Source organism: Arsenicicoccus cauae (genome assembly GCF_009707125.1).
GTDB classification, from domain to species: Bacteria; Actinomycetota; Actinomycetes; order Actinomycetales; family Dermatophilaceae; genus Arsenicicoccus; species Arsenicicoccus cauae.
Map to the genome: position 1 here is coordinate 175,836 of NZ_WLVL01000039.1, position 19,861 is coordinate 195,696.

General features: G+C 72.1%; 20 protein-coding genes. 12 read left to right on the top strand and 8 right to left on the bottom strand.

Going from position 1 to position 19,861, the window contains the following annotated elements; translation table 11 throughout:
* Nucleotides 1-117: 117 nt before the first annotated feature.
* On the top strand, nt 118-1,314 hold the full coding sequence (locus GGG17_RS11290; RefSeq protein WP_154593812.1) for a pyridoxal phosphate-dependent aminotransferase: 1,197 nt from the start codon (nt 118-120) through the stop codon (nt 1,312-1,314).
* A complete protein-coding gene (locus GGG17_RS11295; RefSeq protein ID WP_311966627.1) occupies nt 1,311-1,898 on the top strand; it encodes an NAD(P)-dependent oxidoreductase in 588 nt (195 codons plus the stop codon). Before GGG17_RS11290 ends, GGG17_RS11295 begins: the two co-directional genes overlap by 4 nt.
* 41 nt (nt 1,899-1,939) lie before the next feature.
* On the opposite strand, the gene GGG17_RS11300 is transcribed toward GGG17_RS11295, so the two are convergent.
* Nucleotides 1,940-3,082 (bottom strand): glycerate kinase, encoded by a 1,143-nt coding sequence (locus GGG17_RS11300; RefSeq protein WP_154593814.1) that lies wholly within the window; start codon nt 3,080-3,082, stop codon nt 1,940-1,942.
* A gap of 175 nt (nt 3,083-3,257) precedes the next feature.
* Between GGG17_RS11300 and GGG17_RS17200 the strand changes: the two genes are divergently transcribed.
* The 6 genes from GGG17_RS17200 to GGG17_RS11330 all read left to right on the top strand — a co-directional run bounded on the left by GGG17_RS17200 (nt 3,258) and on the right by GGG17_RS11330 (nt 10,287).
* On the top strand, nt 3,258-4,880 hold the full coding sequence (locus GGG17_RS17200; protein WP_154593815.1) for a GGDEF domain-containing protein: 1,623 nt from the start codon (nt 3,258-3,260) through the stop codon (nt 4,878-4,880).
* Nucleotides 4,881-4,942: 62 nt separating this feature from the next.
* Nucleotides 4,943-6,451, top strand: a complete 1,509-nt coding sequence (locus GGG17_RS11310) for a methylmalonyl-CoA carboxytransferase subunit 5S (RefSeq protein ID WP_311966628.1) — start codon at nt 4,943-4,945, stop codon at nt 6,449-6,451.
* A gap of 22 nt (nt 6,452-6,473) precedes the next feature.
* Nucleotides 6,474-8,042 (top strand): acyl-CoA carboxylase subunit beta, encoded by a 1,569-nt coding sequence (locus GGG17_RS11315; RefSeq protein ID WP_154593817.1) that lies wholly within the window; start codon nt 6,474-6,476, stop codon nt 8,040-8,042.
* A gap of 28 nt (nt 8,043-8,070) precedes the next feature.
* Nucleotides 8,071-8,331 carry a hypothetical protein gene (locus GGG17_RS11320; RefSeq protein ID WP_154593818.1) on the top strand — a complete coding sequence of 87 codons (261 nt, stop codon included), beginning with the start codon at nt 8,071-8,073 and terminating at the stop codon, nt 8,329-8,331.
* 25 nt (nt 8,332-8,356) lie between these two features.
* Nucleotides 8,357-8,722 carry a biotin/lipoyl-containing protein gene (locus tag GGG17_RS11325; RefSeq protein WP_154593819.1) on the top strand — a complete coding sequence of 122 codons (366 nt, stop codon included), beginning with the start codon at nt 8,357-8,359 and terminating at the stop codon, nt 8,720-8,722.
* Nucleotides 8,723-8,910: 188 nt separating this feature from the next.
* The gene (locus GGG17_RS11330) at nt 8,911-10,287 is read left to right on the top strand and encodes an FAD-binding oxidoreductase (RefSeq protein ID WP_154593820.1); all 1,377 of its coding nucleotides are present in this window, start codon (nt 8,911-8,913) and stop codon (nt 10,285-10,287) included.
* 44 nt (nt 10,288-10,331) lie between these two features.
* Here the strand turns inward: GGG17_RS11330 and GGG17_RS11335 are convergent, their stop codons facing one another.
* Genes GGG17_RS11335 through GGG17_RS11345 form a run of 3 tightly spaced genes read right to left on the bottom strand, consistent with a single transcriptional unit; the run spans nt 10,332 to nt 13,120 of the window.
* Nucleotides 10,332-11,075 (bottom strand): dienelactone hydrolase family protein, encoded by a 744-nt coding sequence (locus tag GGG17_RS11335; RefSeq protein WP_154593821.1) that lies wholly within the window; start codon nt 11,073-11,075, stop codon nt 10,332-10,334.
* A 44-nt stretch (nt 11,076-11,119) separates the two neighbouring features.
* Nucleotides 11,120-12,007 carry an HpcH/HpaI aldolase/citrate lyase family protein gene (locus tag GGG17_RS11340; protein WP_375804519.1) on the bottom strand — a complete coding sequence of 296 codons (888 nt, stop codon included), beginning with the start codon at nt 12,005-12,007 and terminating at the stop codon, nt 11,120-11,122.
* Nucleotides 12,008-13,120, bottom strand: a complete 1,113-nt coding sequence (locus GGG17_RS11345) for an HpcH/HpaI aldolase/citrate lyase family protein (RefSeq protein ID WP_154593822.1) — start codon at nt 13,118-13,120, stop codon at nt 12,008-12,010.
* 173 nt (nt 13,121-13,293) lie between these two features.
* Between GGG17_RS11345 and GGG17_RS11350 the strand changes: the two genes are divergently transcribed.
* Both GGG17_RS11350 and GGG17_RS11355 read left to right on the top strand, forming a co-directional pair.
* Entirely contained in the window at nt 13,294-14,013 is a 720-nt protein-coding gene (locus tag GGG17_RS11350) for a DsbA family protein (RefSeq protein WP_154593823.1), read from the top strand.
* Nucleotides 14,014-14,022: 9 nt separating this feature from the next.
* Complete coding sequence (locus tag GGG17_RS11355) at nt 14,023-14,871, top strand: cytochrome c biogenesis CcdA family protein (protein ID WP_311966630.1); 849 nt, start codon at nt 14,023-14,025, stop codon at nt 14,869-14,871.
* On the opposite strand, the gene GGG17_RS11360 is transcribed toward GGG17_RS11355, so the two are convergent.
* Nucleotides 14,837-15,688: a LytR C-terminal domain-containing protein gene (locus GGG17_RS11360; protein ID WP_154593824.1), complete on the bottom strand. Its 852-nt coding sequence runs from the start codon at nt 15,686-15,688 to the stop codon at nt 14,837-14,839. The genes GGG17_RS11355 and GGG17_RS11360 overlap by 35 nt on opposite strands.
* 187 nt (nt 15,689-15,875) lie before the next feature.
* Between GGG17_RS11360 and GGG17_RS11365 the strand changes: the two genes are divergently transcribed.
* Both GGG17_RS11365 and GGG17_RS11370 read left to right on the top strand, forming a co-directional pair.
* Nucleotides 15,876-16,829, top strand: a complete 954-nt coding sequence (locus GGG17_RS11365) for a TolB-like translocation protein (RefSeq protein WP_195849217.1) — start codon at nt 15,876-15,878, stop codon at nt 16,827-16,829.
* Between the two features lie 9 nt (nt 16,830-16,838).
* Nucleotides 16,839-17,306 (top strand): SRPBCC family protein, encoded by a 468-nt coding sequence (locus tag GGG17_RS11370; RefSeq protein ID WP_154593826.1) that lies wholly within the window; start codon nt 16,839-16,841, stop codon nt 17,304-17,306.
* A 31-nt stretch (nt 17,307-17,337) separates the two neighbouring features.
* Here GGG17_RS11370 and GGG17_RS11375 read toward each other — a convergent pair whose 3' ends face one another.
* From GGG17_RS11375 to GGG17_RS11385, 3 genes are read right to left on the bottom strand one after another with little or no spacing between them, the layout of a single operon-like run.
* Nucleotides 17,338-17,784: a hypothetical protein gene (locus GGG17_RS11375; protein ID WP_154593827.1), complete on the bottom strand. Its 447-nt coding sequence runs from the start codon at nt 17,782-17,784 to the stop codon at nt 17,338-17,340.
* A 56-nt stretch (nt 17,785-17,840) separates the two neighbouring features.
* Complete coding sequence (locus GGG17_RS11380) at nt 17,841-18,488, bottom strand: histidine phosphatase family protein (RefSeq protein ID WP_154593828.1); 648 nt, start codon at nt 18,486-18,488, stop codon at nt 17,841-17,843.
* A gap of 17 nt (nt 18,489-18,505) precedes the next feature.
* Nucleotides 18,506-19,747, bottom strand: a complete 1,242-nt coding sequence (locus tag GGG17_RS11385) for a helix-turn-helix domain-containing protein (RefSeq protein WP_195849218.1) — start codon at nt 19,745-19,747, stop codon at nt 18,506-18,508.
* Nucleotides 19,748-19,861: the final 114 nt, after the last annotated feature.

Consider the following 19,861-nt stretch of genomic DNA (forward strand, 5'->3'; position numbering starts at 1 on the left):
CCGTGGCAGCCGGGATGTGGGGTCCGGCCGTCGGGTCGCTACAGTGCGAGCAGGACGGTCCCGCACCCGGGCCGACCCACGTCATTGACGACACACCACTCGTAGGGAGATTCAGCAATGGCGCTGGCACGACGACTTTCCCGCCTGGGCACGGAGACGGCCTTCGCGGTCTCCGCCGCGGCGGCCGCCTGGGGGGCCAAGGGCAACACGATCTACCCCTTCCACCTCGGCGACATCGACCTGGCCACCCCGGCGCACATCACCGAGGCCATGAACGCCGCGATCGCCGACGGCAGGACCGGCTACTGCCCCGGCCCAGGGATCCCGCAGCTGCGGGAGGCCATGGCCGATGACATCAACCGGCTGCGCGGCACGGCATACACGGCCGACAACGTCGCCATCCAGCCAGGCGGCAAGCCGGTGATCACCAAGTTCCTGCAGGCCGTGATGGACGAGGGCGACGAGGTCCTCTACCCCAACCCGGGGTTCCCGATCTACGAGTCGCAGATCGAGTACCTCGGCGGCGTGGCCAGGGCCTATCGCTACCTGCCGACCGAGCGGGGCTTCGCGATCGACCTGGAGCAGGTGCGCTCGCTGATCACTCCCCGGACCAGGGCGATCATCTACAACGACCTGCAAAACCCGATCTCCGCGGAGTCCACGCAGGAGGAGCGCGAGGCGATCGCGCAGCTCGCACAGGAGCACGACCTGTGGGTGCTGTCGGACGAGGCGTACTTCGAGACGCGCTACTCCGGACAGTCGCACTCGATCTCCTCGATCGACGGCATGAAGGACCGCACGGTCATCCTCTACACCTTCTCCAAGAAGTTCGCGATGACCGGCTGGCGTCTGGGCGCCGGCATCGCGCCGGTCGAGGTGGCCAAGGTCTTCTCCACCATGAACACCAACAACGAGTCCTGCACCACGCACTTCGTGCAGTACGCCGGCATCGCCGCCCTCACCGGCGACCAGCAGCCCGTCGCCGACATGCTCGACGTGCTGCGCGGTCGCCGCGACGCGGCGTGCGCGATGATCAACCAGATCCCCGGCGTGGACGTGGCGACCCCGGAGTCGACCTTCTACCTCTTCCCGGACGTGACGGAGGCGGTGCGCCGGGTGGGTGCGACGGATGTCGACGACTTCGCGACGCAGGCCCTGCACGCGACGGGCGTGTCCTTCTGCACGCGCAACCACTTCGGTCGCCGCCAGCCGGGCGAGGACCGCGACTACATCCGCTTCGCCTACTCCGGCATCGACGAGCACCGCATCCGCGAGGGCCTCGGCAAGCTCAAGGATTGGATCGAGAGCGCGTGAGCAAGGTCGTCATCGTCGACGACGAGTTCCTCGACGCGTGCGGCGACCAGCTCAAGGTCGTCGCCAACGTCGCGGTGGGCTACGACAACATCGACGTCCACGCCTGCGAGCGCCGCGGCGTCGTCGCCACCAACACCCCCAAGGTGCTGACGGAGACCACGGCGGACGTGGCCGGGGAGCGCGGTGCGCGCAAGGTCGAGCTGGACGAGCTGCTGTCGTGCTCGGACGTGGTCTCGTTGCACTGCCCGCTGACGGACTCGACCCACCACCTCATCGACGCGGACGCGCTCGAGCGGATGAAGACGTCCGCCTACCTCGTCAACTCGGCGCGTGGACCGATCGTCGACGAGGCCGCCCTGGTGGCAGCCCTCGAGGCGGGCGAGATCGCGGGCGCCGGCCTCGACGTCTTCGAGGCGGAGCCGACCGTCCACGAGGGCCTGCTCGACCGCGACGACGTGGTGCTGCTCCCCCACCTGGGCTCGGCGACGGTCGAGCCGCGCACGGCGATGGCCGAGCTCGCGGCGCAGAACGTCCTCGACGTCCTGGCCGGCAAGCCTCCGGTCACCCCGGTCACCAAGGTCTGACCCCGGGCGCACAAAGCGCACAGCCAGGCCGGGCGGCAGCGTCAGAGACGCCCGTCCGCCAGGTCGCGGGCCACCGCAGCGGCCAGCTCCTCCAGCAGGGGTCCCGCCGCGCTCATGCACCGCGCGAGGTCCGGCTCGATGTCGGTGAGGGCATAGACGCGGCGGACGCCCGCCGCCTCCGCCTGGCCCCCGGCGAGCAGCGAGCGCCCGCAGACCGCCACGACCGGCACGCCCGCGCGGGCCGCCGCCTCGGCGACCCCGACCGGCGTCTTGCCCATCAGCGACTGCTCGTCCAGCGAACCCTCACCGGTGATGACGAGGTCCGCGCCGTCGACCTGCTCGGCGAAGCCCACGAGGTCGAGGACCAGCTCGACACCAGGCCGCATCTCGGCGTCGAGGACCTGCAAGGCGGCATACCCGACGCCGCCGGCCGCGCCGGCCCCCGGCTCGTCGCGGGTGTCCCGGCCGGTCGCCTCCGCGAGCAGGTCGGCCAGCCGCTCCAGGCCGGCGTCGACCTGGGGACGGAGCTGCTCGGTGACCCCCTTCTGCGGACCGAAGACGGCGGCCGCGCCCCGGTCGCCCAGCAGCGGGTTGTTGACGTCGCACGCCACGACGACGCGGGCGCCGGCCAGGGCCGGGTGCAGGCCGGACAGGTCGACGCGGTCGAGGGTGGCGAGTCCGCCTGCGCCGTCGGGGATCTCGTGGCCCGAGGCGTCGAGGAAGCGGGCGCCGAGGGCGGAGAGCATCCCCGTGCCGCCGTCGGTGCTGGCCGATCCCCCGATCCCGAGGACGATCTCGGCGCAGCCCTCGTCCAGGGCCGCCCGCACCGCCTCGCCGACCCCGCGGCTCGTCGAGGTGAGCGGCTCGAGGCGACGGTCGGGCAGGTGCACGATGCCGCAGGTCTCGGCGAGCTCGACGACGGCGGTGGCCCCCAGCACGGCGTACCGGGCCTGGAGCGGTCGACCCGTCGGCCCCGACGTGGTGGTGGTGCGCGCCTCGTAGCCGGCGCCGAGGGCCGCCTCGATGGTGCCGTCCCCGCCGTCGGCCACGAGGAGGCTGCGCACGGTGGCGTCGGGCAGGGCCCGCCGGACCCCCACGGCCACCCGTTGCGCGACCTCCGTGGCGACCAACGACCCCTTGAACTTGTCGCAGGCGACCAGGACCACGGGATCAGGCACGGTCATGGCGGGAGCTCCTCGGCGAGGTCCTGGTCGGGATCCTCACGGTAGCACCGGCCGGATTTCACGCTCGGTGCGCGTCGGACCATGGCGGGGGCGGTCGCGCTTTGTCATGATGCGTGCGCCGAGGAAGTACGCCGAGGAAGTACGCGGCCGAGGGTCGGAGACGGAGGTGAGGCCGGTGCCCACCGAGCCTTGCCTGCCCCTGCCGGGGGGCGTGCCGGCCATCGATCACGGCGCCATGGTCGAGCGTGCCTGGCACGCGCGCCACCGGGACCAGGAGACCGCGTCGGCCCTCGCCGACCAGGCCGCCCGCCACGCGGTCTCCGTCGACGACCACCTGCTCGAGGCCCGGGCGCGGGTCGTGCAGGCGGCCTGCTGCTTCGGGGTCCAGGACTACGAGCAGGCCCTCACCCTCGCCAACGAGGGGCTCGTGACGCTCACCTCCTTGGAGGACGTCTGGCTCGGCCGGCTCCAGCTGGTGCTGGGCAACGTCAGCGCCGAGATCGGCGAGCCCGCCCACGCGGTCGGCTTCTTCAACCAGGCGGTCAGCATCGCGCGGCAGGCCGGGGACGAGCAGCTCGTCGCCCAGTGCCTGCTCAACGCAGCCCTCGACCGGGTCGACGTGGTCGACCCGGTGCGGGACTTCCGGCGCGCCCTGGCGATCTTCGAGAGCATCGACGACGCGGAGGGGCAGGCCTACGCCCACCTCGACATCGCGCACGCCCTGGTCGACCAGCAACGCCTGCTGGAGGCCACCGTCGAGGCGCGACGGGCGCAGCACCACGCTGCCCGCGCCCACACCAACGACGTCGTGGCCCACGCCGTGGCCCTCGAGGCCTACGGATCGGCCCACCTCGGGCATCCCCTGCACGCCGAGGCGCTCCTGGCCGACGCCCTGCACCGGATCGAGACGGCCCGTCAGCCCGTGCGGATCGACGTGACGATCGAGGTCGCGCGGGCGTGGACGGCGCTGGGGCGGCCCGACGAGGCGGTGCACCTGCTCGAGCCGCTCCTGACGGGTGCCGCTCTGACGGACCGCCAGACGCTGGCCCTCACCGACATCCTGTCCGAGGCCTATGCCGCCCGCCGTGACCACGAGTCGGCCTACTGGACGCTCCGGTCGCACCTGGAGCTCAAGGATGCTCACGAGGACGACATGGCCCGCCGCCGCGCCTCGGCCCTGGTCGTCCTGCACCGGGTGCAGATGGTCGAGCGGGACGCGGCGCGTGCGCGGGAGCGGCAGCAGCGCCTCGAGGCGGAGTTCAGCGAGCTCAAGTCCGAGCACCGGATGGTGCAGGAGATCTCGATCCGTGACGACCTCACCGGCCTGCACAACCGCCGGCTGCTCAACGACCGGTTGCGTGTCGACGTGCGGGCCGCGGACCCCGAGCACCCGGTCAGCCTGATCCTGCTCGACCTCGACCACTTCAAGCGGATCAACGACACCTACGGCCACGTGGTCGGCGACCAGGTGCTCCACGCCCTCGGCCGGATGCTGCAGACGGAGGTGCGGGTCTCCGACGTGGCGGCACGCTACGGCGGTGAGGAGCTGGCGGTGCTGCAGCCGGGCACGGACCTCGACGCGGCCACGGTCCTGGCGGAGCGCCTGCGCTCCCGGATCGCGTCGGTGGACTGGCTGCAGCTCGTGGGGATCCCCCTGCACCTGACGGTGAGCGCCGGCGTCGCCAGCACCTCCGGCGGGGAGACACCGCGGGACCTGCTGCGTCGGGCGGATCGAGCGATGTATGCCGCCAAGGCCGCCGGCCGGGACCGGGTCATGACCGCCGCCGAGACGACCTGAGGGCCCCGCTAAGCCCCACCCCGCTGATGCCGCGCCGCAGCCCGTGCGGCAGGATTGCAGACGTGGACACACAGCAGCGACAGATCGGCGTGACGGAGCTGGCCCTGAGGGACGCGCACCAGAGTCTGATGGCGACCCGCATGGCCCTGGAGGACATGGTTGGTGCCTGCGAGGACATCGACCAGGCGGGCTACTGGTCCGTGGAGTGCTGGGGCGGCGCGACCTTCGACGCGTGCATCCGGTTCCTCAACGAGGACCCGTGGGAGCGGCTGCGGACCTTCCGCAAGCTCCTGCCCAACTCCCGCCTGCAGATGCTCCTGCGGGGGCAGAACCTGCTCGGCTACCGGCACTACGGCGACGACGTCGTGGACCACTTCGTGGAGAAGGCCGCCGAGAACGGCATGGACGTCTTCCGCACGTTCGACGCCCTCAACGACACCCGCAACGTCGAGCGCGCCATCGCGGCGGTCAAGAAGGCCGGCAAGCACGCGCAGGGCACCATCTGCTACACCACGAGCCCGCTGCACGACGTCGACGTCTACCTCCAGCAGGCGCGCGAGCTGCGCGACGTCGGCGTCGACTCCATCGCGATCAAGGACATGGCGGCGTTGCTCAAGCCGCAGCCGGCCTTCGACCTGGTCCGGGCGATCAAGGCCGAGATGCCGGACATGCAGGTCAACGTCCACTGCCACGCGACCACCGGCGTGACGCTGGTGTCCCTGATGAAGGCCATCGAGGGTGGCGCGGACGTCGTCGACACCGCGATCTCCTCGCTGTCGCTCGGCCCGGGCCACAACCCGACCGAGTCGCTGCAGGAGATGCTCGAGGGCACCGGCTTCATCGCCGACCTGGACAAGGTGCGGCTCGGCCGGATCAAGGACCACTTCGCCGAGATCCGGCCCCGCTACACGCAGTTCATGTCGTCGTTCAACGTCGAGACCGACATCTTCGACAGCCAGATCCCGGGCGGCATGATCTCCAACATGGAGTCCCAGCTCAAGCAGCAGGGAGCGGGCGACAAGCTCAAGGAGGTGCTCGAGGAGGTGCCGCGCGTGCGCAAGGACGCCGGCTACCCGCCCCTGGTCACCCCGTCCAGCCAGATCGTCGGCACGCAGGCCGTCTTCAACGTGCTGATGGGCCGCTACAAGGTGCTCACCGCGGAGTTCGCGGACCTGATGCTCGGCTACTACGGCTCGGTCATGGGCGAGCTCGACAAGGAGGTCGTGGACAAGGCCAGGCAGCAGACCGGCAAGGAGCCGATCGACGTGCGGCCAGCCGACCTCATCGAGGACGAGTGGGACTCGCTGCACGACGAGGCCGCCCAGCTCGACGGTTTCGACGGCTCCGACGAGGACGTCCTCACCTACGCGATGTTCCCCAAGGTGGCGCACGGCTTCTTCGGCACCCGCGCCGAGGGACCCAAGAACGTCGGCAAGGACCCGGCCGAGCTGGAGGCCGAGAAGGCCGCCGCCGCGATGGGTGACAGCAAGACCGGCCCGGTCCGCGGCCCGATCACGTACGAGATCACCATCGACGGCAAGAAGCACTCCGTCGCCGTGAAGCCGGCCTGACGGCAGGAGAAGGAACCTCACCATGAGCAAGGCACCCCAGACACCCAGGACGATGGCCGACCGCATCGCAGAGCTCCGCGAGCGCCGCGCGGCGGTCGAGGCCGGCGGCGGCGAGAAGCGCCACGCCAAGCAGCACGAGGCCGGCAAGAAGACCGCCCGCGAGCGCGTCGCCGACCTGGTCGACCCCGGCTCCTTCGAGGAGATGGGCCTGTTCGCCGAGCACCGCACCACGCTCTTCGGGATGGACAAGGCCGTCATGCCGGCGGACGGCGTGGTGACCGGCACCGGCACGGTCTTCGGCCGCCCGGTGCACGTCGCCAGCCAGGACTTCAGCGTCGCCGGCGGCTCCGCGGGCGAGATGCACTCCACCAAGGTCGCCAAGACCCTGCACGCGGCCCTCGAGAACGGCACGCCGTTCGTCTTCATCAACGACTCGGGCGGCGCCCGCGTCCAGGAGGGCATCGACTCGCTGTCCGGCTACGGCAAGGTCTTCTTCCAGAACGTCGCGCTGTCCGGTGTCGTCCCGCAGGTCTCGATCATCGCCGGGCCGTGCGCCGGCGGGGCGGCATACTCTCCCGCCCTCACGGACTTCATCATCCAGACCAAGAGCTCCCGGATGTTCATCACCGGCCCCGACGTGATCAGGCAGGTCACCGGCGAGCAGGTCACGGCCGAGGAGCTGGGCGGTCCGGCGGCGCACATGGCGCGCTCCGGCGTCACCCACTTCATGGCCGAGGACGACGAGCAGGCGGTGCTGATCGCGCAGAAGCTCCTGAGCTTCCTGCCGAGCAACAACACCGAGGAGCCGCCGCTGGTCGACGGGTTCGAGGACGTCGAGCCCGACGAGGCGCTCACCACCGTCATCCCCGAGGACCCCAAGAAGGGGTATGACGTCCGCGACGTCATCGGCTCGATCGTGGACGGCGCCGACTTCCTCGAGGTGCACGCGGGCTTCGCGCCCAACATCGTCGTGGGCTTCGCCCGGATCACCGGGCGCACGGTCGGCGTCATCGCCAACCAGCCCAGCGTGATGAGCGGTGTCCTGGACATCGACTCCTCCGACAAGGGCGCGCGGTTCGTGCGCTTCTGCAACGCCTTCAACATCCCGCTGGTCACCCTGGTCGACGTGCCGGGCTTCCTGCCCGGCGTCCAGCAGGAGTACGGCGGCATCATCCGCCACGGCGCCAAGATGCTCTTCGCCTACTCCTCCGCGACGGTCCCCAAGATCACCGTGGTGCTGCGCAAGGCGTATGGCGGCGCCTACCTCGCGATGTGCTCCAAGGACCTGGGCGCGGACCGCGTGTTCGCCTGGCCCACGGCCGAGATCGCGGTCATGGGTGCCGAGGGCGCCGCAGGCGTGGTCTTCCGCAAGGAGATCGCGGACGCGGAGGACCCCGACGCCAAGCGGGCCGAGCTGGTCCAGCTCTACCGCGACGCGTTCTCGACGCCGTACGTCTCCGCCGCCCGCGGCCTCGTCGACGACATCATCGAGCCGGCGGACACGCGTCGTCACATCGCGCGGTCGCTGGAGATGCTCGCCGGCAAGCGCGACATGCGTCCGGCCAAGAAGCACGGCCTGATCCCGCTCTGATCGACCGACTGTCACGGAAGGACACATCATGAGCGAACCCACCGTCGCCGAGCTGCAGGCTCTGGTCGCCGACCTCACCGCTCGTCTCGAGGCGTTGGAGGCCAAGGTCTCCGCCCGGGACGACGAGGTCACGCCCGAGGTGCTCCTCGCGATCTCGGCGGCCGTCGCGGCCTACCTGGGCAAGCGCGCCACCGTCAAGCAGGTCCACCTGCGTCGCGGCTCGGCGTGGGCGTCCCAGGGCCGCGCCGACATCCACCACTCGCACTCGATCCAGCACGGCGTGCGCTGACCGCCGACGCAACCGAAGGACTGACATGAAGCTGAAGGTGACCGTCAACGGATCGGTCTACGACGTCGACGTCGAGGTGGAGGAGGAGCCCCGCCCGAGCCTGGGGGCCGTCCTCGTGGGCAGCATGTCCGCCCACGGCGTGGCCCCCACCAGCGCGAAGGCCCCGGCCAGCGCGTCCAACGCCCTCACCGCCAACATCGCGGGCACGGTCGTCAAGGTGCTCGTCGAGGCGGGGCAGGAGGTCAAGGAGGGCGAGACCCTGCTCGTCCTGGAGGCCATGAAGATGGAGACCGAGGTCACGGCCCCCAAGGACGGCCGGATCGCCGCGGTCGACGTGGCCGTGGGCGACGCCGTCCAGGGCGGCCAGGTGCTCGTGGAGTGGGAGGACTGACCTCCTGCGTCGCCTGGTCGACCGGCCACGGACAGCACGGTCCTCGACGCCCACCTGGGGGGCCAGCCGGCGCTCGACGCCTGCACCGCCGTCGTCCCCTGAGTCCCACCGAACGGGGCGGGGCACGAGGCGGTGGCCAGTGTCTCGGCATACGCGCCCATGCCCCGGGAGTGGCTATGGTCTGACCTATGAGCGACATCGCGGCGACCCTGCTCGCGTGCCTCCCGGCGGACGATGTGATCACCGACCCTGACGCGATGGTCGCCTACGCCCGCGACCAGGCCGAGTGGGGCGCGTGGGGTGCTCCGTCCGCCGTGGTGCGCGCCCGGTCGACGGACGAGGTGCAGGCGACCGTGCGCGCCTGCCTGCAGCACGGCACCCCGATCGTCGCGCGCGGCGCCGGCACCGGGCTCTCGGGCGCCGCCAACGCCGAGGCGGGCTGGGTCGTGCTCAGCCTGGAGCGGATGGACCAGGTCCTGGAGGTCAACACGCTGGACCGGCTCGCCGTGGTCCAGCCCGGCGTCATCAACGACCAGCTGCGCGCCGCCGCGGCCGAGCACGGCCTGTGGTACCCGCCGGACCCGGGCAGCGCCCCCTGGTCCACCATCGGCGGCAACGTCGCGACCAACGCCGGCGGCATGTGCTGCGTCAAGTACGGCGTGACCAGGGACTACGTCCTGGCCCTGGAGGTCGTGACGGGCACCGGTGAGGTCGTGCGCGTGGGGCGGCGCACCGCCAAGGGGGTCGTGGGCTACGACGTCGTCGGGCTGCTGACCGGGTCGGAGGGCACGCTCGGCATCATCACCGAGGTCACCGTGCGGCTGCGGCCGGCCCGGGAGCCGGAGCGGACGGTCGCGGGGTTCTTCCCCGACCTGCTGTCGGCGGGACGCGCGGTCACCGCCGCGGCGGAGGCCGGGCTGACGCCGTCGTTGCTGGAGCTCATGGACCGCACCCTGCTGCAGGCCGTCGACGACTGGAAGCATATGGGGCTGACGACCGAGGCGGACACCATGCTGCTCGGCCGCATCGACACCCCCGGCGAGCGCGGCGACGCGGAGGCGGAGACGATGGCCGAGGTGTTCCGGGTCGCCGGGGCGGTCGACGCCGCCGTGGCCGAGGACGCCGAGGAGGGGGAGCTGCTCTTCGCCGCGCGCCGGCTCGCCTACCCCGCCGCCGAGCGGCTCGGCACGATCCTCACCGAGGACGTGTGCGTGCCCAAGGACCAGGTCGTGCCGATGCTGGAGCGCATCCAGGAGATCGGCCGCCGCCACGGCACCACGATCGCCAACGCCGCCCACGCCGGCGACGGCAACCTGCACCCGCTGCTCGTGACCGAGCCCGGCAACACCGAGCAGCTCGGCCGGGCGCACCGGGCGTTCGGCGAGATCATCGCGGCCTGCCTCGAGCTCGGCGGCACCATCTCCGGCGAGCACGGCGTGGGCACCCTGAAGCGGGACGGGCTGCACGCCGAGCTCGGCGAGCCGGTCGTGGACCTGCACCGGGCGATCAAGGCGGCGCTCGACCCGCACGGAATCATGAATCCCGGCAAGGTCTTTCGCCCCTGAAAGCCTGGCCGAGGCAGCGCTCGGACGAGCCGTCGGGTGACGGTTCAGGCCTCGTCGAAGACCTGCAGCAGCGCCTCCCAGTGCCGCGCGGTGGCGCGCTCGTCATACGCAGGCAGGTCACTCATCGTGAACCCGTGCCTGGCGCCGGCATAGATCTCGCCCTCGTAGTCGCAGTCGGCCTCCTCGGCGGCCAGCCGCAGGCGCTCGATCTGCGCGCTCGTCATGCTGGGGTCCTCGTCGGCGAACCCGAAGTAGATCCGCGCCTCCACGTCGGGCAGGACGTGGTGCGGGCTGTCGGGGCCGTCGGTCACGAGGCGTCCGGCGTGGAAGCCGCAGATCGCCGCCACGTCGTCGGGGCACTGCGCCGCCAGCCGCAGCGCCAGGCCTCCCCCCATGCAGTAGCCCACGACGCGCACGTCGTCGTCGGCCACGTCGTCGCGCGCCCGACAGTGCTCGAGGTAGGTCGGGCCGTCGGCCCGCCACCGGTCAGGGGTCAGGCTCGCCAGCAAACCGGTGATGGCCGTATGCCGCTCCTCACCCCGCTCGGCGGCCAGCAGCGAGGGGTCGAGCAACGGCTGCCGCCCCGCGCGGTAGTAGACGTTGGGGGCGAGCACGACATAGCCGTCGTCCGCCAGGCGTTCGGCCATCTCGCGCAGGCGCGGCCGCAGCCCGATGGCGTCCATGATCATCAGCACCGGCGGGTGCGGTCCCTCCTCGGCCGGGCGGGCGAGGTACGCGTCGCACACCCCGTCGGGCATCGGCAGGTCCAGCTCCTCGAACACGGCCATGGTGACAGCCTGTCACGAGCACACCCCGGCAGCACCTCGGCGGGCTAGCTGGCGTCCGCCTCGAGCGCGGTGACCGCCTCGTGCATGGTCAGCACCCGCCTTGCTGACTCGACGTGGAGGTTCTCGATCATCTTGCCGTTGTAGGTGACGACGCCCGAGCCCTTGCCGTCCTCCCACGCCTGCAGGATGCCGCGGGCTTCCTCGACGGCCTGCTCTGACGGGGCGAAGGCCTCGTTGGCGCCCGCGACCTGCCCGGGGTGGACCAGGGTCTTGCCGTCGAAGCCCAGCTGCCGACCCTGGGTGCACTCCGCCAGGAAGCCCTCGGTGTCCTTCACGTCGTTGTAGACGCCGTCCAGGATCACCTTGCCCGCGGCGCGGGCGCCGAGCAGCGCGAGCCCGAGCCCGGCCAGCAGCGGCTGACGGCCGGGCACGTGCTCGGCATACAGCTCCTTGACCAGGTCGTTGGTGCCCATGACCAGCACGCTGAGCCGCTCGGACGCCGAGGCGATCTCCTCGACGCGCAGTATCGCGCCCGGGGTCTCGACCATGGCCCACAGCGTGGTCCGCGCGGGGGCCCCGGCGGCCTCCATGGCGCCCACGAGCGAGCGCACCTCGTCCGCGGATCCGACCTTGGGCACGACGATCGCGTCGGGCCCGGCCGCGGCGACGGCGCGCAGGTCCTCGTCGTGCCACGGCGTGCCGATGCCGTTGATGCGGATGGTGAGCTCGCGACGGCCGTACTCCCCCGACCGCGCCGCGTCGCACGCGGCCTCGCGCGCGGCCTCCTTGGCGTCGGGCGCTACGGCATCCTCGAGGTCCAGGATCAGCGCGTCGCACGGCAGGGTCTTGGCCTTGTCCAGCGCGCGGGCATTGGAGGAGGGCATGTAGAGGACCGACCGGCGGGGGCGGAAGGCGTTGTCAGCCACGATGATTCACTTCTCCTGCGCATCGGGCGCGTCGATGGCGGTGGAGGCGGCGCGGGCCTCGGCATACGCGCTCCTGAGGTCGGGGTCGATCGCGGCGAGCTGCTCGGCGAGCTCGACCATGACCAGGCACTGCTTGAGCGAGGCGTCGTCCTCCATCTTGCCGTCGACCATGACGGCGCCGGTGCCGTCGCCCATCGCCTCCTTGACCTGGTAGGCGTGGGCGATGTCCTCGACGGACGGGCTGAAGACGCGCTTGGCGATCTCGATCTGCTTGGGGTGCAGGGTCCAGGTGCCGACGCAGCCGAGCAGGAAGGCGTTGCGGAACTGGTCCTCGCAGGCCACGACGTCGGTGATGTCCCCGAACGGCCCGTAGTAGGCGTAGATCCCGTGCATCGCGCAGGCGTCGACCATGCGGGCGATCGTGTAGTGCCACAGGTCCTGCTGGTAGGTGCTGCGGTCGGCGTCGATCTGGGAGGTGCCGTCGGCGCCGCGCGGCGGGTCCTGGCGCACGAGGTAGCCCGGGTGGCCGCCGCCGACGCGCGTCGTCTTCATCCGGCGGTCCGCGGCGAGGTCGGCCGGGCCGAGCGAGATGCCCTGCATGCGCGGGGAGGCGCCGCAGATCTCCTCGACGTTGGCCATGCCGCGCGCGGTCTCGAGGATCGCGTGGACGAGGATCGGTCGCTGCAGCCCGGCCTTGGCCTCGAGCTGGGCCAGGAGGCGGTCGACGTAGTGGATGTCCTCGGCGCCCTGCACCTTGGGGACCATGACCACGTCGAGCTTGTCACCGATCTCGGCGACGAGGGTGGTGACGTCGTCGAGGAACCACGGCGAGTCCAGCGCGTTGAGCCGTGTCCAGAGCTGGGTCGGCCCGAAGTCGGTCGCCCTGCCGATGTCGACGAGCCCCTGCCGCGCAGCCTCCTTGTTGTCCGCCTTGACGGCGTCCTCGAGGTTGCCGAGCAGGACGTCGACCTGGCCCGCCATCGCCGGGATCTTGGCCGCCATCTTGGCGTTGCTCGGGTCGAAGAAGTGGATCGCCCGCGACGGTCGGGCCGGGATCTCCCGCAGGGGGGCCGGGGCACCCACGGCGAGGGGGGTGAAGAAGTCCTTGGCGTTGCGCATGACGCGGACGCTAGCAGCGAGGGCGGACAGACCGGTATGACGGACGCCACTGCCTGGCCCCGCCCGACCGCCCGCGCCCGCCCGACCGCCCGTGCGCCCGTGAGCCCCGGCCGAGGGCTTGTCGGTGCCACCGCCTATCCTGTGGACTGCCATCGACCGGGGAGGCTCCACCCATGTCCAGCGAGTCCACGCGCAGCCGCGAGGTCACGGTGCTCGCCGTGCTGCTCGCGGTGGCCGTCGTCATCATCGGGATGCTCCTGATGCGTCCGTCCGCGACGACACCCGCACCGTCGTCCGGTGCGCCCTCGGCCGCGGCCAGCACCCGCGGCACGGTCAAGGACACCGCCCGCCGGCTGCCGGGCGACCCGATGGCGCTCGGCCGGGTCGACGCGCCGGTCGTGATGGTGGAGTACGCCGACTACGCCTGCCCCTTCTGCGCGACGTTCGCGCTCGAGACCCAGCCCGCGCTGGTCAAGAAGTACGTCGACGCCGGAGTCCTGCGCATCGAGTGGCACGACCTCGTGATCTTTGGCGAGAAGTCCCAGCGGGCCGCGCAGGCCGCCCGGGCGGCGGGCGCGCAGGGGAAGTTCTGGGAGTTCCACCACGCGCTGTTCGCCGCCTCCCCCGGCTCCGGGCACACCGACCTCACCGACGACAGGCTCGTCGGCTTCGCCACGGCCGCGGGGGTGCGCGACCTCCCGGCCTTCCACAAGGCCATGACGTCCTCCGCCGTCGAGGAGGCCGTCGGGCGCGAGACCCAGGTCGCCCGGCAGCTGGGCGCCACGAGCACGCCGGTCTTCGTGATCAACGGCACCCCGGTGGTGGGCGCACAGCCGGCCGAGGTGTTCACACAGGTCATCGACCGGGCCGCGGCCGCCGCGACGCAGGGCTGAGCCGCGCCCGTGACGGACGTCGGCCTGCTGGGCGCCCTGCTCGGAGGGCTCCTCTCGCTGGTCAGCCCGTGCTCAGCGTTGCTGCTGCCGTCGTTCTTCGCCCTTGCCTTCGAGCGCCCGCTGGTGCTGCTGCGCCGCGTGGCCGCGTTCTACCTCGGGCTGGTGCTCGTCCTCGCGCCCCTCGGGGCGGGCGTCGGCGCGGTGGGCAGCCTGCTCACCGTCCACCGCACGACCGCGACCCGGGTGGGTGGCCTGGTCGTCATCGCCCTCGGGCTGCTCATGGCCCTGGGCGGCGGCTTCGAGCTCGGGGCGGCCCAGCGCGCCAAGGGCCGCCTCCACCTCGGGCCGGCCTCCTCCGCCGTGTCGGTCGTGGCGCTCGGCGCGCTCTACGGCCTGTCGGGATTCTGCTCGGGGCCGTTGCTCGGGTCGATCCTCACCCTGTCGATGACGGGCGGTTCCCCGGCATACGGCGCCGCGCTCATGACCACCTATGCCGCCGGTATGACGATCCCCCTGGCCGTCCTCGCGCTGCTGTGGGACCGGGCGGGGCTGCGTGACCGGCGCTGGCTGCGGGGCCGCCCGGTCGCGCTCGGGCCGGTGCGCACGCACACGACGAGCCTGCTCGCCGGCGGCGTCTTCGTGCTGATCGGCCTGACCTTCGTGCTCAGCGACGGCACGACCCTGCTGCCGGCCCTCACGGACAGCGGCACGCAGCTGGCCTGGCAGTCGAGCGTGCAGGCCTGGCAGGAGCGGGTCACGGACCTGCACGTGCTGCTCGCCGTCGCGCTCGTCGCGCTGGTCGTGCTGGCGGTGCGGCTCGTGCTCAGCTCGCGCAGGGCCGCGAGACGGTCGGGATGACCTTGGGCGGCTCCGGGGGGACGGGCGGGACCTGGTCCTTCGGGGTGAGGCCCTTCCACTTCATGCCGAGCAGCAGGTCGACCGTGGCGTCCGCGCGGTCGTCCCGCAGCAGGGTGCTGCCGGGCACGTGCTGCTGCACGAGCTTGGCGTTCAGGTCGCCGTTCTCGCCGTAGCGGATGACCGCGACCTCGGTGACCCACGACTTCTGCGGGTCGGCGGAGACGCCGCCCTGCTTGAAGCCGCGCGCGACCATCTCGCTCATGGTGTTGGTGGCGAGATTCTCGTAGTAGGTCGTGTTGTAGACGTTGAGGGTGAACTGCCCGGGACGGGCCGGCGGACGCGGGGGGCGGGGCGCGAGACCCTTGAACTCCGTGCCGACCACGACGTCCACGGAGGTGTCGAAGCGCTCCGTCAGCTCGACCATGCGAGCCCCGGGGACCTGCTGCTGGACGAGCAGGGCCTGGTCGTACCCCCTGCGGCCGTAACGGATCTCCCCCGCCGGGGTGACCGCCCGCAGCTCGGTGTCGTTGCCCAGCCGACCGGCCCTGAACCCACGCTTGGCCAGCTCGACGTGGACGGGGCCGGCGACGCCCGACCGGCCGGAGGCGTTGAGGACGTTGATGACGAAGGACGCGCGCGCGGGCGCGGGGACCACGGTGGGCTGGCAGGCGACCTTCTGCGGGCCGTCCAGCCACCCCATGCCGGCGGCGCTGCCCACGCCGGCGGTGGCGATCAGCACGGCGGGGAAGGTCACGAAGGCCGTGACGCGACGGCGACGACGGCGACGCATCCGCTCTGCATCGGTCAGCTGGTGCATGCCGTTGACCCCCCGGAGTCTCTCGGGACCGGCCCGGCGGCGCGTGCGCGGAACGGTCGGTGGTGCCACAGTGGCGGGTGTGACGAGACGATTGTCCTGCGCTCCGGCGGCCACGGGAGGGCCTTGCTGACGGCGTGACCATTCCGTGTCCAACTCGTCATCGTCTGTCAATCAAAGGGGAACTTTGGTGGTTGTGGCTCCGCCCTTCGGCAGATCGCTCCTGCCCGGCCAGCGCAGCGTCGTCTGGCTCCACGACGTCGTCGAGGACACCCGCAGCGTCCTGCTCGAGAGCGACGAGCTCGTCCTCGAGGCACCGAGCTTCGCCCCGGACGGGCGGCACCTGGTCCTCAACGCGGCCGGCCGTCTGCGCACGCTGCCGCTGACCCGCTCGCTCCACGCCGCGGGACCGCTCACCGAGGTCGACCCCGGCTCGATCCACGACGCCAACAACGACCACCTCGTCTCTCCCGACGGACGCCACCACCTGCTCACGGCGGACGGTCACGTCTATCGCGTGCCCTGGCAGGGCGGCGAGCCGCGACGCCTCACGCCAGAGTCTGGCGAGGAGCCGCTTCGCTACTACCTGCACGGCCAGAGCCGGGACGGCCGCGTGCTCGCGCTGACGGTGCTGAGCGGCCGGCTGGGCAGCGGAGACGTCATACGGACCAATGTCGGGCTGCTGGACCTGGACCGAGGCGAGCTGACCCGGCTCACCGACACCACCGCCTGCGACGGCGTCGAGCTCGGGCCGGGCGGGCCCGGCGAGGGGCACGACGACCGGGTGTGGTTCAACAGCGAGCTGCGAGCGACCCGACCCGGCCACTCCCAGGTGTACCGCATGCGCCCCGACGGGAGCGACCTCGAGCAGATCACGTACGACGAGCGGGTCAGCTGGTTCCCGCACCCCTCGCCGGACGGGAGGTGGCTCGCCTACCTCGCCTACGAGCCCGGGGTCGAGCAGCACCCGCCCAACCTGCCCGCGCAGATGCGGCTCCTCGACCTGGCCGACCACCGCGTGGGCACACCCGCCCTGCCGGTCCGGGTGCTCGCCGACATCTTCGGCGGGCAGGGCGCCACCAACGTCAACGGCTGGGCGCCGGACTCGCGGCACCTGGCGTATGTCGACCACCCCCGTGGGTAAGGGGACCCCATGACCGATGACAAGAAGATCACCGTCCAGCGGACCATCGACGCGTCGGCCAAGGACCTCTTCGACGTCCTGACGCTGCCGTCTCGCCACGCCGAGATCGACGGCTCCGGCTTCGTGCGCAGCGACTCCAAGGCCGACCGCATCACCGCCAACGGCCAGGTGTTCACGATGAACATGCACGGCGACCACATGGGCGGCGACTACCAGACCGACAACCACGTCACGGGCTACGTCGACAACAAGCTCGTGGCCTGGCAGACCGCCCCCGCCGGCACCGAGCCCAAGGGCTGGGAGTGGGTGTGGGAGCTCGAGCCGCAGGGCCAGGACAGCACCCTCGTGACCCTGACCTACGACTGGAGCAAGGTCACGGACACGCAGCTCCTGCAAAAGATCCACTTCCCGCTCGTCCCGCAGCACGACCTCGAGGAGTCCCTCGAGAGGCTCGCGGGCGCCGTCGCCGGCAGCTGAGGCGGCGGGCCGAGCGCGTCCACCCGGGTGGTCAGCCCTCGCGGCTGACCACCCGGGTGATCCGGAGGGGCTTGCCCTGCATGCAGGTCGTCGCGACACCCTTGGCCTCGTGCCCCTCGACGGTCACCCGGTCGCCGACCGCGAGCCCGCCGCCCATGGGCTGGTAGGTCTCGCCGGTGCCCTGGTCGGTCAGGACCAGGCAGCGGGGCTCGACGCCCTCGGTCACCACGCCGGTGACCCTGAGCGTCGGGGTGGGCTTGCCGTGGTCCGAGACGTCGGTCGTGGGGACGAGGGGCGAGGTCATGGTGCCTCCCGGGCTGGCGGGGGTGCTGGTGCTGGTCGTGCTGGACGGGCTGGTCGTGCTGGTGGGGGTGCTTGTCGCCGGGGGCGAGGCCGTGCCGGAGCCGCAGGCGGCGAGGACGAGCAAGAGGATCGCCGTGCCGACGGCGGCAGCGGCAGGGCGGGTGGGCGTCGTCATACCTCGTATGACGCCCCGCCGCAGACGGGCGTTCCGGCACGGCGCTCCGACGGGGGTCACGCGGTGGGACCGTCGTGGGCCTCGTCGCCGGGCTGCTCGCCCCCCGCCGGGTCACCCTCCCAGGTCAGGCAGGTCCAGCCGAGGTCAGGCCCGCCCTCGAGCACGATGATGCCGGTGTTGCTGATGAGCCGGTCGGCGAGGAACTCCCCTGTCAGGTTGGCGCACCGCATCGCGGTCCAGAGCCGCAGCACGGCGCCGTGGCTGACCACGACGGGGCACTCGGCGCCGGAGTCCGCCACCTCCTTCACCGCCGCGTCGAACCTGCCGAGGACCTCGTGGCCCGACTCCGCGCCCGGCATCGCGGCGTCGAGGTCGCCCCGTGCCCAGGCATAGAGCACCTCGAGGTAGGTGCGCACCGCCTCGCGGTCCCCCCGCATCTCGATGTCACCCGCGGCGATCTCGCGCAGGTCGTCCAGCTGGATCGGCGTGAGGCCGCGAGCGGCCGCGAGCGGCGCAGCGGTCTGATGGGTGCGCATCAGGCTGGAGACGTAGATCGCGTCCACGGGCTCGTGCGCGAGCGCCGGGACCACGGCCTGCGCCTGCTCGCGGCCCCGGTCGGTGAGGTCCGCCCCGGGACGCGCGGTGTCCAGCAGGCCCGCGACGTTGGACGTGGTCTGGCCGTGGCGGACGAGGATGAGACGCATAGGTCGCACGGTACAGCTCAGGGGGTGGAGACCTCGTCATACAGCTGCCAGGCCGCCCTCGCCCCCTCGGCGTCCCCCGCCAAGGTCAGGTCCCTGGCTGCGGACAGGGCCTCGAGCGCCACCTCCTCGGGGTCATCCGCGGTCTGCAGGACACGAGCGCGGTCCAGGCGCAGCCGCCCCCGGGCCAGCCCCGCCAGCCCGGGGAGGCGCAGCGCGTCGTCCAGCACCCGGCGCGCTTCGGACAGACGGCCGTGCTGCTCGTGCCACTGCGCCTCGGTCCGCGCGAGGTCCGCCAGCTCGTCCGTGCAGCCCAGCCAGCTCAGGTGCTGGCGCGCCAGGGTGATCAGCTCGGGCACGTCGTCGTCCACCCGACGGCTCACCCTCATCCAGCACGTCGCCCCGACGAAGCGAGCCCAGTCACGGTGGTCGACGTCCGGGTTGATCTCGGTCGCGGCGAGCTGGTGCCACCGCAACCCGCCGCGCACGTCGCCGCCCTCGAAGGCGTGCGTGCCGATGGTCCACGCGACCAGGCCCCCGAGGTGGGTGCCCGCGAGCCGGTGGTGCAGCGTCTCGAGCTCGACGACCAGGCCGTCACCGGGCAGCACGTGCGTGGCCAGCGCCGCGATCACGGCCTCAGCCCGCAGGGCCGGGTCCCCGACGTCGGCGCTCGCCTCGAGCGCCCGGTGGGCGTGGTGCGTGGCCGCGGTGCGGTCGGCCGCCCGGCGGCTCGTCTTGCTGGCCAGCGTGTGCGCCTCCGCCGCCAGGGAGGGCTGCGACTGGACCCAGGGGTGCTCCGTGAGCGACGTCGCCGCCTCCGCCGCCGCGGCGTAGTCGCCCGTCCGCATCAGTGCCCTGACCTCGATGATCGTCATGGCCCACCACATCTCGGGACGGTCGTGGCCGAGAGCCAGCTCGGCGGCCCGGCGCGCCTCGGGCGCCAGGTCCTCCGCCGGCGATCCCGAGCGCATCCGCCCGACCCGGGACGCGAGGGCTGCCAGGTCTGCCGTGGACACCTCGGGCACCTCCTCGTCGTGCCGTCCCTGCCCCCAGGACCCACCCGCCAGGTAGCCGCGGGGCAGGTCCAGCCGCCGCTCGAACAACGACGTGAGCCGGGGCGTCGGCTCGCGACGGCCCGCCTCGAGGTGGGACACATAGCTGATCGACAGGTCCTGCCCGGCGAGCTCGCCCTGGGACATGCCGGCCTCGAGCCGGGCACGCCGCAACCGGCTCGCGAAGGAGGTCTCGTCGGCGTCCGTCACGGCACCTCCTCCTGTCCGCGGACGGGGCACACCCGGGCCGCACCTGTCAACCACCTTGACACTACGGTCAACAGCCGCCGCTGTCATCCCACGACACGGTCGCGTGCACCCGGG

Bases quoted from the DNA above. Each gene is read 5' to 3' on its own strand.
- GGG17_RS11290 (WP_154593812.1), top strand. From the start codon at position 118: ATGGCGCTGGCACGACGACTTTCCCGCCTGGGCACGGAGACGGCCTTC.
- GGG17_RS11300 (WP_154593814.1), bottom strand. From the start codon at position 3,082: ATGACCGTGCCTGATCCCGTGGTCCTGGTCGCCTGCGACAAGTTCAAG.
- GGG17_RS11315 (WP_154593817.1), top strand. From the start codon at position 6,474: ATGAGCAAGGCACCCCAGACACCCAGGACGATGGCCGACCGCATCGCA.
- GGG17_RS11320 (WP_154593818.1), top strand. From the start codon at position 8,071: ATGAGCGAACCCACCGTCGCCGAGCTGCAGGCTCTGGTCGCCGACCTC.
- GGG17_RS11325 (WP_154593819.1), top strand. From the start codon at position 8,357: ATGAAGCTGAAGGTGACCGTCAACGGATCGGTCTACGACGTCGACGTC.
- GGG17_RS11330 (WP_154593820.1), top strand. From the start codon at position 8,911: ATGAGCGACATCGCGGCGACCCTGCTCGCGTGCCTCCCGGCGGACGAT.
- GGG17_RS11335 (WP_154593821.1), bottom strand. From the start codon at position 11,075: ATGGCCGTGTTCGAGGAGCTGGACCTGCCGATGCCCGACGGGGTGTGC.
- GGG17_RS11345 (WP_154593822.1), bottom strand. From the start codon at position 13,120: ATGCGCAACGCCAAGGACTTCTTCACCCCCCTCGCCGTGGGTGCCCCG.
- GGG17_RS11350 (WP_154593823.1), top strand. From the start codon at position 13,294: ATGTCCAGCGAGTCCACGCGCAGCCGCGAGGTCACGGTGCTCGCCGTG.
- GGG17_RS11360 (WP_154593824.1), bottom strand. From the start codon at position 15,688: ATGCACCAGCTGACCGATGCAGAGCGGATGCGTCGCCGTCGTCGCCGT.
- GGG17_RS11370 (WP_154593826.1), top strand. From the start codon at position 16,839: ATGACCGATGACAAGAAGATCACCGTCCAGCGGACCATCGACGCGTCG.
- GGG17_RS11375 (WP_154593827.1), bottom strand. From the start codon at position 17,784: ATGACGACGCCCACCCGCCCTGCCGCTGCCGCCGTCGGCACGGCGATC.
- GGG17_RS11380 (WP_154593828.1), bottom strand. From the start codon at position 18,488: ATGCGTCTCATCCTCGTCCGCCACGGCCAGACCACGTCCAACGTCGCG.